Annotated in this window: 13 protein-coding genes; 12 read left to right on the top strand and 1 reads right to left on the bottom strand. The window is 59.3% G+C overall.

All coding sequences use genetic code 11. The features are described 5' to 3' along the window. Positions 1-10 precede the first annotated feature (10 nt). The 12 genes from ACOYW2_RS20610 (at position 11) to ACOYW2_RS20665 (ending at position 11,073) form a co-directional block, all read left to right on the top strand. Positions 11-844 (top strand): fumarylacetoacetate hydrolase family protein, encoded by an 834-nt coding sequence (locus tag ACOYW2_RS20610; RefSeq protein WP_482767798.1) that lies wholly within the window; start codon positions 11-13, stop codon positions 842-844. Between the two features lie 57 nt (positions 845-901). Further along, a complete protein-coding gene (locus ACOYW2_RS20615) occupies positions 902-2,659 on the top strand; it encodes a non-ribosomal peptide synthetase (RefSeq protein WP_482767799.1) in 1,758 nt (585 codons plus the stop codon). After that, positions 2,647-4,425, top strand: a complete 1,779-nt coding sequence (gene asnB, locus ACOYW2_RS20620; protein ID WP_482767800.1) for an asparagine synthase (glutamine-hydrolyzing) — start codon at positions 2,647-2,649, stop codon at positions 4,423-4,425. The genes ACOYW2_RS20615 and asnB overlap by 13 nt, the downstream gene beginning before the upstream one ends. Positions 4,426-4,454: 29 nt before the next feature. Continuing rightward, on the top strand, positions 4,455-5,141 hold the full coding sequence (locus ACOYW2_RS20625) for a thioesterase II family protein (RefSeq protein ID WP_482417867.1): 687 nt from the start codon (positions 4,455-4,457) through the stop codon (positions 5,139-5,141). Between the two features lie 204 nt (positions 5,142-5,345). Further along, positions 5,346-6,710: a hypothetical protein gene (locus tag ACOYW2_RS20630; RefSeq protein WP_482767801.1), complete on the top strand. Its 1,365-nt coding sequence runs from the start codon at positions 5,346-5,348 to the stop codon at positions 6,708-6,710. Positions 6,711-6,949: 239 nt separating this feature from the next. Beyond that, positions 6,950-7,723 (top strand): DMT family transporter, encoded by a 774-nt coding sequence (locus ACOYW2_RS20635; protein WP_482767802.1) that lies wholly within the window; start codon positions 6,950-6,952, stop codon positions 7,721-7,723. Continuing rightward, positions 7,654-7,953, top strand: a complete 300-nt coding sequence (locus tag ACOYW2_RS20640) for a DMT family transporter (protein WP_482767803.1) — start codon at positions 7,654-7,656, stop codon at positions 7,951-7,953. The genes ACOYW2_RS20635 and ACOYW2_RS20640 overlap by 70 nt, the downstream gene beginning before the upstream one ends. 376 nt (positions 7,954-8,329) lie before the next feature. Next, the gene (locus ACOYW2_RS20645; protein WP_482767804.1) at positions 8,330-8,872 is read left to right on the top strand and encodes a hypothetical protein; all 543 of its coding nucleotides are present in this window, start codon (positions 8,330-8,332) and stop codon (positions 8,870-8,872) included. Positions 8,873-8,939: 67 nt separating this feature from the next. Next, positions 8,940-9,464 (top strand): hypothetical protein, encoded by a 525-nt coding sequence (locus tag ACOYW2_RS20650; protein ID WP_482767805.1) that lies wholly within the window; start codon positions 8,940-8,942, stop codon positions 9,462-9,464. A gap of 53 nt (positions 9,465-9,517) precedes the next feature. Next, positions 9,518-9,727, top strand: a complete 210-nt coding sequence (locus ACOYW2_RS20655) for an SDR family NAD(P)-dependent oxidoreductase (RefSeq protein WP_482767806.1) — start codon at positions 9,518-9,520, stop codon at positions 9,725-9,727. 5 nt (positions 9,728-9,732) lie between these two features. After that, positions 9,733-10,482 carry an SDR family oxidoreductase gene (locus tag ACOYW2_RS20660; protein ID WP_482767807.1) on the top strand — a complete coding sequence of 250 codons (750 nt, stop codon included), beginning with the start codon at positions 9,733-9,735 and terminating at the stop codon, positions 10,480-10,482. A gap of 360 nt (positions 10,483-10,842) precedes the next feature. After that, entirely contained in the window at positions 10,843-11,073 is a 231-nt protein-coding gene (locus tag ACOYW2_RS20665) for a hypothetical protein (protein ID WP_482767808.1), read from the top strand. 523 nt (positions 11,074-11,596) lie between these two features. Here ACOYW2_RS20665 and ACOYW2_RS20670 read toward each other — a convergent pair. Continuing rightward, positions 11,597-11,836 carry a hypothetical protein gene (locus ACOYW2_RS20670; RefSeq protein ID WP_482767809.1) on the bottom strand — a complete coding sequence of 80 codons (240 nt, stop codon included), beginning with the start codon at positions 11,834-11,836 and terminating at the stop codon, positions 11,597-11,599. Positions 11,837-12,030 lie beyond the last annotated feature (194 nt).

Raw genomic sequence — 12,030 nt, forward strand, 5'->3', positions numbered from 1 at the left:
GGAAAAAAGAGTGAAGCTATCTCGTTTGAAGCAAGGAGACATTGAGAAAACCCACGCCTGCAACGGCGACGGCAGGTGGGTGTGCCTGCCCGAGGAATTCCAGTCCTTCCGCCTGGTGGAGCTTCTGGCCGACAAGCCAAGGGAAGCCATTGAGGGCCTCCTGGAGGCACAGGCGACGGCAGATGTGTCGGCAAGCCGCCTGGACACGGCGGCCCCGGTTGCAGGGGACGGCGGGGATATCTGGGGGGCAGGGCTCAACTACCGGGGACACGCCAAAGACCTGGACGCCGCCCAGCCGGTTTCAGGGCCTGGCTCCTACCTGAGGCCCTCCGGGTGCCTCATCGCAAACGGCGGGGCCATTGAGCTGCCCCAGCAGAGCAAGCGCGTCACCGCCGAAGGCGAGCTGGGCCTTGTCATCGGAACCCGCTGCAAGAATGTGCGCCGCGAGGACTGGCGGGATGCGGTGGCGGCCGTGACAACGGTCCTGGACATGACCGCCGAGGACGTCATCCGCGAAAACCCCCGCTACATCCCCTGGGCCAAGGGATTTGACACCTTCTGCAGCATCGGGCCGGCCCTGGTCTCCATGGACACCTTTGCACCGGGAGAACTGGAAACCCTGCGCGTGTCCACCGTCCGAAACGGGGAGACCATCGCCTCGGCACAGGTGTCGGAGATGCGATACGACCTGGGTTTTCTGGTGGAGTATTTCTCAGCGGGCCGCACCCTCCTGCCCGGCACGGTGATCTGCACCGGCACCCCTGGGGCGGCAGCAATTAAGGCAGGCGACAGGGTGGAGGCTTTGGTGGAGAAGGTCGGGCACCTCTCCCATCATGTGAAATAGACCGCTCGACGGGCAATAGACCGCCCGCCGGGCGATCGTAAGACGAAATGGAACGGTATGCATCGAATCAACATGGATAAGACCAACGCCAGAGACGACATGTCCATTACGGAGATGATCGGTAAGAGCGCCCGTATCCAGCCGGACGCCACGGCCATTAAAACCCCGTTGGCATCCCTGACATACGGAGACCTCGACAAAAAGACAAGGGAGCTGGCCTCACGCGTGGAGCAGATAACGCTTCCCGGTGAATTTGTCGGCATTGAAGGGCGGCGGGATGCCGCAACCATTGTGGCGATGGCAGGGCTGTTACGGGCCCGTCGGCCCTTTGTGGTCATGGACCCGCGGGACAGCGAAGCTTCCAACCGCAGCAAGGTGTCCCGCCTTCGGATCAACAGGGTGGCCCGGGGCACCGCCACCCCCGGAGAGGTGGAGCTTATGCCACCCCCTGCCCCCTGGGCAGGTGACGGCCCGGCCCCACGCGAGCCCCACCCGGACCTTGGTGATGGGTACGGTGACCTTGCCTATGCCATCCACACCTCGGGTTCCACCGGGGAGCCGAAATGTGTGGTCGTGCCTGCGGAGCCGCTGGCTTGCGTAATCAGGGACCACATCCACCGGCTGGATGTGGGGCCCGGCAGCCGGACGCTTCAGTTTGCAAAGCTCACCTTCGACGGATGCCTCACCGAGATCTTCTGGACCCTCTGCGCCGGAGCCTGCCTTGTGGTGGTGGACGAAAGCGAGCTGGCACCCGGTGCGATCCTGCAAAACACCTTGGAGCACCATGCCATCACCCACCTGAAAACAACGCCCTTCGCCCTGACGGCCACATGGCCCACACCGGCCATGCACCTGCGCCACGTCGTCAACGGCGGCGGAGCCTGCAGGCCTGCCGTGGTGGAAAAGTGGGCGCGCGTAACAGACTTCCACAACGCGTACGGATGCACGGAGTCGACCATCTGCAACCTCCTTAGCGGCCCCCTGAGCCCCGACGCATGCCGCGACGGGGCTCCGCTGGGTGATGTGGTGGGAGACTGCGACGTCAAGGTGGCCCGGCAGCAGGCCGACCCCACGGAAGAGCCTTCTCCGGATTGTCGGGGAGAGCTTGTCATCACCGGCAAAAGCGTGGCCGTCGGCTACCTTGCCGAAGAGGGACTGCAGCGCTTCCTCGACCCGGAAGGCCACCGGGTGTACCGCACCGGCGACATCGTCACGGTGCGAAACGGCCAGTTTTTCTTTGTCGAGAGAAACGACCGCCAGGTCAAGGTGCGGGGCTACCGCATCGACCCCGGAGAGGTGGAAGGTGTGGCCTGCGGCCTGGACACCATCGTCGAGGCGGTGGTCCTTGCCGAGTCCCACGCAGGGGAAAAGGACGCAGGGGACGACGCCCTTGTCTGCTACTACCAGGGCATGGCCGAACCCCGCATGCTGCGAAAGCATCTGGAGAAAAACCTCAACCCGTACAAAGTACCCTCGGTTTTCAAGCGCCTGGAGGCCATGCCCTACACGCGCAACGGCAAGGTGGACCGCCACGCCCTCCAGGCCGCCCGCCACCAGGTCTTTGAGGAGGCCACCGCCGTCGAGGCCCAGATCCTCTCACTGGTGCGTAGCCTCACCGGCCTTGAAGACGCCAACCGGGACGACAACTTTTTCGACATCGGCGGGGATTCGGCTTCCACCATCATCCTGCTGGCCAAGCTCAAAGAACTGGGATGGACCGACGTGGGCGTGCGGGACGTGCTTCGGGCCGAAAAACTCGGCGACCTCGTGGACGCCTTCCCCGAAAAGGAGGTGGAACGCTTATGTGCGGTATAAGCGGAACCTTTGCCCCGGACGGTGGGCTGGACCGCAGCCTCTGCGTGGCCATGCACAACCGGCTGACCCACCGGGGACCGGACGAGGCCTACTCCCTGAACACGGCGTCCCTGTCGGCAAAACTCGCCAGGCTCGGGATGATCGGCCTTCAAAACGGCTGGCAGCCCGTGGAAGAGGCCAGCGGCCGCTTCGTGGCCCTGACAAACGGGGAAATCTACAACGCCGACAGCCTGTTCCGGGAGCTGGGTATCCCCCGTCCCAGCGGCAACGGGGTGGATGTGGCCATCCTTCCGGAGCTGGTGGCCCGCTACGGCATCGACGGCCTGGAGAAAATCGACGGGCAATTTGCCTCGGTGATCCACGACCGCCTGGAAAACGCCGTCTACCTGGCCCGCGACCGCTTCGGCATCTGCCCGCTGTTCTACACCACAGCGGGGCACGAAACCCACTTCTGCTCGGAGCTGAAACCCCTTGTGCAGGCCGTACCCGGCCCGTGGCGCCTCGATTATGCCGCCGTGGACCAGTACTTCTCCCTGGGCAATATCGTGGCGCCCAGGACCCTTGTGGCAGAGGTCTCTGCCGTGGAGCCGGGGTGCGCCGTCAAGGTAAGCGAAGACGGCCGCAAGACCCTCCGCTACTGGCGCTATGGCACCTTCACACCAACGAAGGGGCCCGTGGATGCGGAAGCGATCCGCCAAGGCATCCGGAAGTCCATCGCCGTACGCCTTCACTCCGATGTGGAGATCGGGTCCTACCTCAGCGGGGGGTTCGATTCCACGGCGATCCTCATGGACGCGGCCTCCTTGTCCAAGGGCCCCATGCGCTCCTTTTCCGTGACATTCGATGACCCGCGCCTGGACGAAGGACGCTACCAACGCTCTGTGGCGGCGGCCGCAGGCAGCGTCCACGAAGAGGTGCAGTGCGCCCCCAATGACATTGCCGCCCGCTTCGAAAAGATGGTTCGCCACTGCTGCTTTCCCCAGCGGGAGACCTACAACGTCTCAGCCATGATGCTCTCGGAACGGGTGCACAAGGCAGGGATCAAAGGTGTGGTGTCGGGTGAAGGGGCCGATGAGCTCTTCTTCGGCTACGACTCCTACGCCTTTGACAGCGTCCGGCGCCGCCCGCCCAAAGCCAGCGCCCGCAACGAACAGGCATGGGGCCGGGCGGATTTCAGCTGGGAGGTGGACTTAGACCGTGTGGAGGGCCGCCGCCGGGCCTTCCTGTCTGACCATGCGCGCCAGGAAATTGTGGGCCGGGAATTCTGGCGCAACCGCCTGATCCCCTATTCGGAAACGGAGCTCACCGGGCTCTCCCCCATGCAGTTGCGCTCCATCGCCGATGTCTATGTCCAGCTCGGCGGGCACCTGCTGGGCGATCACGGAGACGCCATGGTCATGGCCAACTCCATCGAAGGGCGCTACCCATTCCTCGGAAACTCGGTGGTCTCCCTGGCCCTCCAGGTGCCCGACGACGAAAAAGTCGTGAACTTCGAGGGCAAGACCTGCCTGAAAAAAGCCTATCGCGACACCGTCCCGGACCAGGTCATGAACCGTGCCAAACACGGCTTCACGGCCTATGACCTCCAAGCCATCGTCGACCACCAGCTCTGGCAGGACTGGCAGGAGATGGTGGCCTCTGTGGAAGCCCTGAACCCGGAATGCATGGCCGGACCGTCCCCTGAAACCGTCAACGAAAAGTGGGATTTTCGCCTGGGCGCCATCAGCCTCGCCATGATCGTCGACGAGCTGGAACTGAGGTGCTGAAAAGAGACAAACCAACAAGGAAAACCATCATGGACCAAGCAACACGGGACGTTATCATCTTTCCCGGAACCGGATCCTTCGGCAGTGAGTTCCAGCCCATTGTGCGAACGCTAAGGCCAAAGGCCCAGGTTCTTCGCTACCCCTGGCGTTACGGACAGGCCGACGACATGGCCTCCTCGTTTCACGACGCGGCCATGTCCTGCCTGCCCCGGCTCCGGGGCATGCAGGAAAAGGGACCTATCCTCTTCGGGCACAGCTTCGGGGCATATATCGCCTACGCCCTTGCCACCGCGCTGGAAAAAACAGCATGCCGCATCGGCGGGCTCATTGTCGTTGGCGCCAACGCGCCCCATGTTCTGGACGGAGCCGCGTTACTACCGAGATCGCCCGAAGAAATCGAAGCCTACTGGGCCATGGTCGACCCAAGCCTGTTTGAGCGAATCCCCGATCCGGAGTGGAAGGACGAGCTCATCGACACAAGCTGCAAGGAGCTGAATCTGCTGAGCGATTTTCACGCGCCGGATTTTGGGCGGCTGCACTGCCCCATTTTCGCGGCGTCCGGCGACCGGGACCCCCTGGTCACGAAAACCGGCCTCGACGGGTGGGACGAATACACCACCGAGGGTGTAAAAAGCCGACGATTCAGCGGCGGTCACACGGACCTGCTGGCGACGGATGAATTCATCACATGGGTCAAAAGAATTACTTACCATTAAGCAATTCAGTTGTGCCATGAACCGAGACCATGTATGCTGCTGAATTAGCAGCGTTTGTCACTAAATTGACATTACCTACAAGGGAAATTTGGAATGCAAGAGCATATTCTGAACGCGCTGCGGAAGGCCCTGCCGGATAATGATGTAAATGCAGTCGAACAATGTGTAACAGACCTGCACGGCAGATTACCACACAAAGACAAATTGAGTAAAAACACGGTGATGGTTGCCTACGGCGGCGGCAAGGACAGCGCCTACACCACCGCCTTCATGCGGGCCGTGCACCTGGCCATGGCCGAGCGATTCGGCGGAGAGACCTTTCGCCTGGTCATCGTGACGATGCGTCACTCGGGCATGCCCTTTGTCGTGATGCAGAACATCCACCGGACCTATCAGGCCCTGGGCGTGTACGACGATCCCATGACCGAACTCCTCCTCATAGAGCGCGAGGAAGTTCGGCCCTTTGACCTGCACGCCCCCATGCCCCACCTGTTGATCGACTTTAACCGGACCGACCTGCTCATGGCCGGACATCAGTCCTACGGAGACGGCCGCACCTCCTTTTGCAATGCCTGCAATTTCAACGTGGCCAACTTCTTCGGGGTGGCAGCCCGCCATTGCGGCGTGGACCTCATCGTCACCGGAGATTCCCCGGACGAACAGCGGGATTATGCCGTGTGGATCAACAAGCTGGCACACAAGACCGGGCAGGAGCCGTCCGGGGACGCCACCTTCAAAGGCACCCTGAAAGTCCTCGACGGGATCTCCCAGGCCTATTTTAAGGAGATCCACGGCGCAGGGCATGTCCACCGGCTGGCAGATCGCCGGGTCACGTGGGACGTCTCCGAGACCCTCACCTTTTTTTCGATTTACGATTACACGGACTATGCCTCCGGTGCCCACTGGGCGCTGCTCACCGATTTCCTGGGGTTTGTCTTCGACGAGCTGGCCTTCAGTTTCACGGAATCGGACTGTGCCAATCCCGCGCTCATGGCGCACCTGCGAGGCCTTCGCACCGAGCGGGTCTACGGGCGGGGGTACCGGGAAGGCATTGATCAGTACACGGAGTTCGCCATTGAGCTCATGGAGCACAAGGACTTTCCGGAGCACCTCATCGAAGTCATCAAAAAGCGCTACGCCACGGACGAGGGAGTAACGCACATGCGCGACCTCGTGGAAGGGTATGCCCGGGACACCTTCGGCCTGACCACCGAGCAGCTGGTCTGCATGGTCTTCTCTCCCTTTGCGGGGCAATGTGCCGGGCTGCACAACTACCTCTCCGCCGAACAGCCGGACCTGGCTCCCCGGGAAGGGGAGATCCGTGCTCTTCTTAAGGACGGGGGTATTGAAAGCCAGGAACTCGCCATTCGGCTGGAACGGATCAGCGGCCTGAGCCTCACCGATTTGAGGCAGCTCGTGGCCTCCCCTCTGTGGTCGCCCACGGGCAGCGACAGCGACCGGGAGGGGCTCCTGCCCTTTATCACGAAGAGCGACCCGAACCAGAAACTGATCCATGTAAATTTCGGAGGCGACGAATCGCCCATCATGGACCGGGTATCGGGAAGATAGCCGCAGGCGATCGCACGGCGCCCGGCTCCGGCAAACCCGGCACCGGGCGCAGGCACTGAGAGATGCCAAATCTGAAGAACCGCAAAAGACGACCCGCGCAGCCATAACGCCACCCGAAGGCCTGACCGGGCAGAAGCCCCCTTGTGCCCGGCGCCCTCACCACGAACACGACGGACCAGGCGTTCACGCCTTTTCCATAGATTTTTGTAATACAAACGTAAGAAAGGAGATGATGTTGTATGTTGACTGACAAGACTCAAGGCCGGGAGAAAACGGGTTCCAGTGCGTCACCTTATCTCAGCCTGCTGGTGACGATGGTGATGTTCGGCAGTGCATTTGCGAGTTCCAAATTCGTGGTAGGGGAGCTGCCCCACGAAGTGGCGGCGGCTCTAAGGTTCGGGGGCGGGGGCGCCCTTCTGATGGTCCTGGCCATGGTGATGCACGGACGCTCCAAGCCCGTGGGATGGGGGGCTGCCATGTCTGCGGGGTTTGCTGGCCTCCTGGGCGTGTTTGCCTACAATCTCTTCTTTTTCTGGGGGCTCTCCCTGGCCCCGTCCATCGACGGCAGCGTCATTGTCCCGGTGCTCAGCCCTGTCATCACCACCGTCCTTCTCATCATCCTGGGCCGGGAAAAGGCCTCGTCCATGAGGATCCTGGGGCTCTTCCTAGGGCTTGTGGGCGCAGGGGTCTTCCTGGCCGGGGCAGGCACCGGGGCGTCCTTGAAAACCCGGATGACCGGTGACATCTTCTTCGTGGTGGGTGCCTGCTGCTGGGCCCTTTACAGCATTGTGTCCAAGACCCTTCTCTCCAAGGGAACCATCGACCCGCTGCGGGCCACGACGTGGGCCACGGCAAGCGGGGCCGTGGCCCTCATTGCCCTGGCCGTCCCCCATGCCCAGCAGATGCGGCCTGGGCCTCGGTGTCCCCCACGGCCTGGTACAACGTGGCCTACCTCTGCGTGGGTCCCACGGCCATTGCCTACCTGTTCTACTATTACGGCTTGCAACGGGTGAGCGCCTCCACCGCCACCATCATGATGTTCACGGTCCCCTTCTTCGGGTCCTTTTTCTCCATCCTCTTTTTGGGGGAATCCATCGGCCGCCTGCAGTTGACCGGCGCAACGGTGATGCTGGTGGGCTCTTTTATCGCCGTGATCATGGAGCGCCGGAGCGTGCCCGCAAAGCAGGCGCCCCCAGCCCATCAAGGGTTCTGCAGGCGACCTAGCCAGGACAAGGCATCGTAATTCGCCACCTATCACCCGACAGACAGCCACGCGCCGCACCCGCGCGGCGGCCCGTGGAAAGGACACCATAAAGAAGATATTTTTCCACTGACGGCTCTTTCCGCGCCACGGCCATTGCGTCGTGCTACGCGCGGCTCAGCGAAGTGTTCGACGAACCAGAAGAGGACCAACCCCCAAAAAAAGATCCCGGCACGCGGTTCACGGCCCTTGAAAACCGGGGACTGGTCTACCGGGTCCCCAAAGGCATTCCCGGGAAGGGCTCTGCTCTTCTCCCTCTGCCGAGGCCAAGGCGTTCCTGGCAACATCATGGAAAAAGCGCGCCAGCCTGGGCCGACTGGCAAAGAAAGCTGAAACCCCAAAAGGCGCCCTCATCACCTTGCCCTGCAGGAGACAGAACCCGGGGCCGAACACGGTCGCTGCACTGCTTCACCACAGACTGGAGCCCCCTACCCGCGGCCTGGTGTTCCGTGCCCGTCACCCGCACCACAGGCTGGCCCCCAAGGGCAAAAGCCTTCCGGCCTTTACCGGGGCGTATGCCCGTCACCCCCTGCACGGCGACCTCATGCCCGTCTGGGCCGTGGACTGGGTGGCCCCGGACATCGGAACCGGTGTGGTCATCGTCAACCCGGCCCATTGCGCAGCAGACCTCAGCTTTGCACGGGACGTCGGCCTTCCCATCCGGTTCGGCCTGGTACCGGCAATCCCCGGCCCCGACAGCGACACCTGGATCGAGCCGCCGGTGATCCGCACGGGTGAGGCCTTCCGCACAGGCGGCCCCGCAGACGGCCTGACCCATGAGGCGGCTTCGGCCCGCTACCTTTCCATCCTCACCGAAGCAGGCCGGGCCCGAATGATCTCGGACTGCTCCCTGGGCGCCCGAAAAATCGCCGAGGCAGACCCCGGCCACCGGCCATGTTGAGCCAGAGAGCCGGTTCACCGCCCTCCTCGACTTTCTGGATACCTTCACTGCCGCCAAAGGCTCGTGGATGCCCGTGCTGGACCGGGAGGCAGGTGCCCTGGAGGTGGCCCATCTGGTCTGCCTCTCCGTTGACTGCGACATGCCCCTTCCCGACCCGGGCAAAACCATCATCGTGGGCGCCACCGATTCCAACATCAACGGCGCCACCGACTCCCCGGCAGGACGCCTCGCCTGCCTGTCATCCGGGTCCCCTGCCGACACTCTCTCCCTGAAGCAGGAGACCATGGAGCAGGCAGAGCGGTTCATCGCAAACCTCTCCGATTCCCCTGACCTGCCGACCCTCTCGGACAAGGACGTTGCCAAGGGCGCCAAGCGATCTCGCAAGGTCATGGAGCTCATGGCCGGGGCAGAGCCCCACCTTGCCTTTCGTGAGCTCTACAGGCTTGAGCGGGACGTCGACGAGACCCGGGGCGTGGGGAAAGCGGAGTATGGTCTCCTTCCCCGCCCTGGCCTATGTGATGTCCGGCCAGGGAAGCGTGGGAGAGACAAGCGAAGTCCGTCGCCTTTGTTGGCCCCCTTCTTTCGCCCCTGATAAACCCCAGAGCGTATTTAGATAGACATGCCTTCGGCGGCCCTGCCGGAGGCATGTTTGGATTGATCAGTTACAAGGAAAAACAGACCATGGACTTAGGAATCAAAGGAAAAACAGCCCTTGTGGCTGCTTCCACCAGGGGGCTCGGCCGGAGCTGCGCCGAGGCCCTGGCGCAAGAGGGGTGTCGCGTTGCCGTGTGCTCCCGCAACGAAGACGCCGCCCGGGAGGCTGCACGGGAGATCTCGGCCACCGCCGGCGGGTGAGGGCGGTGGGTTCAGGGACGGACCTGACAAATAAAGAGGAGATCCACAGGTTGGTTCAAGGGGTGGACGACGCCCTGGGCACCCCGGATATCCTCGTCACCAACGCCGGTGGCCCGCCCCCCGGCACGTTTGAAACCACGGCCCTGGACGACTACCCCAAGGCCCTGGACCTCAACCTCATGAGCGCCGTGCGCCTGATCCACCATGTCTGCCCGGCCATGATGGCCAAGGGCTGGGGCCGAATCATTGCCGTCACCTCCATCTCCGTGAAACAGCCCATCGGGGACCTGCTTCTCTCCAACATGGCCCGGGCCGGGCTCACCGGTTTTTTAAAAACCGTGGCAACAGAGCTGGCCCCCCACGGCATCACCGTGAACGCCCTGCTGCCGGGCACCCACAAAACCGCCCGCGTGGACAAACTGGTCAAGGACCGCGCCGCACAGAAAGGCAAAACCCAGGAGGAAATCTCCCGGAAAATGGTCTCGGCCATTCCCTGCGGAAGCTTCGGCGACCCGTCGGACTTCGGCGCCGCAGCAGCCTTTCTCGCCAGTGAACAGGCTCGCTCATCACCGGCCACAACCTGCTTGTGGACGGGGGAGTGCATTGGGGACGTTGTACAAGTCGGCACAAAAGACCACCTCATGCCCGAGGCGGGCCTCTCACACTCAAACAATACCCGACAAGCTCTCGCTGCATTCAAACCCAACGATTTGAAAAAAAGGCTTGCCCTACCCTTCGGTCACGGCAAACCGTAATGCAAAGAGTCAAGTTTTCACTATTTTTCCTGATTTAAGGCATCAATTTTCGAAGGTATAGAAATAACGGAAGCCACTAAATCCAAAACGAAATAGTAGGACAGAAACAGTATATATCCTACAAATGGCAACAGAGCTGTTAATGTAAAACCACCAATGGTCATCATCTTAGCAGTAATCTCTGGAATATAGTTGAATTTTGTAAACATGGCCCCTATCAAGCTAATTATGCTAAGAACGATCCCAGAGCCAAAAATTATAGGAATTATCTTTAAATTACTTTTTACAAAAAAAGATAATATTCCGATGAATTCTTCTCCAGCAGAGATATTCTTATAGATATTAATAAGGAGATTCGGATTGAGCGAAAGCGCGAGCATATACTCACAAAAAACAAAAGAAAACAGGCCAATAACAAAGGAGTTAAATGATGATGTTTTGATCCAGAAAAAAATGCCCGCGAGAAGAGACACAACCCCACAAAGACCTGATATCAAGGCGATTGAGTTTAAGAACGCTTCCGATGACATTTTGGTTGGTGTTGAAGATATAATATTGGTCATATTTGGGACGAATTTATATGCAGTATAGTGAAGAACCACACACAAAAGCACCCAAGATATCCCAATCCCGAAAGAATACATAAAAGGGAGTGCATTATATCGGATCGGAAAAATCAATGAAGTTAGAAGCCCCAAAATACCGACAATGTATAAACCATATAAGCCGCACTTGATTAACCAGGCCTCACTTTTCTCAAAAAAATCTGAAAAAAAATCCTGTCGAAAGCAGTCTAATAGTTTATCAATCCAAATAGCCGTTATTCCCTCATTCATTAGTACGTTTTTTAATTGAACCCCTGTACTTACGTTAGATTTTGACTCGTTTATTCTGAAATAGACTTCCCATCATGATCCGTCCTTGAGCTAAAGTAAATCTACGATTTCTATTTCTTACCGTTTCAGTTCTAAGCGCGTGTTTGATGGAGCATCGGCTGAATGCGCTAGATCGCACCCACCCATAAAAACAGAATTTATGGCATTTATTCCCAAGTCTCTTTAATCATAAATACAATCACAAGAAAAAATGCTTTCTATAGTAAATCAGCCTGTGGCTATGATAAATTATCTAAAGACTCTACTGCCTGCTTTTCAATGAATGAAGTGGTATCTACTCCGGCCCCAAAAAACAGGCATAATCCCATTGGATATTGGACAGTGATGGTACCTGTAGCCCTAAGCGAGAAATCAACTAGAATATTTTCAGTCATACGCTGTAATTCAACATTTTTCAATTTAGAAAAACCATACATACCTGAAAGAGAACTTTGGACAACACGCTGCAAAGCTAACAAAAAGCACAACTCTTTTTATCTTAAAACAGTAAGTACTTCTCATAGACATCTTTCCCCAACTCATTTTGCTGCCGTTCACGCAGAACACAAAAAACAATGCACCCAATCCGGAAACGTTTCACAAGCACTAAAGCAAGAGGGAACTTTTTTGGTAGACAAGGGGTGTGCCATTCAGGAATTGGATTTTCGATCTA

This window comes from Desulfoluna sp. CLI2B (assembly GCF_056847375.1).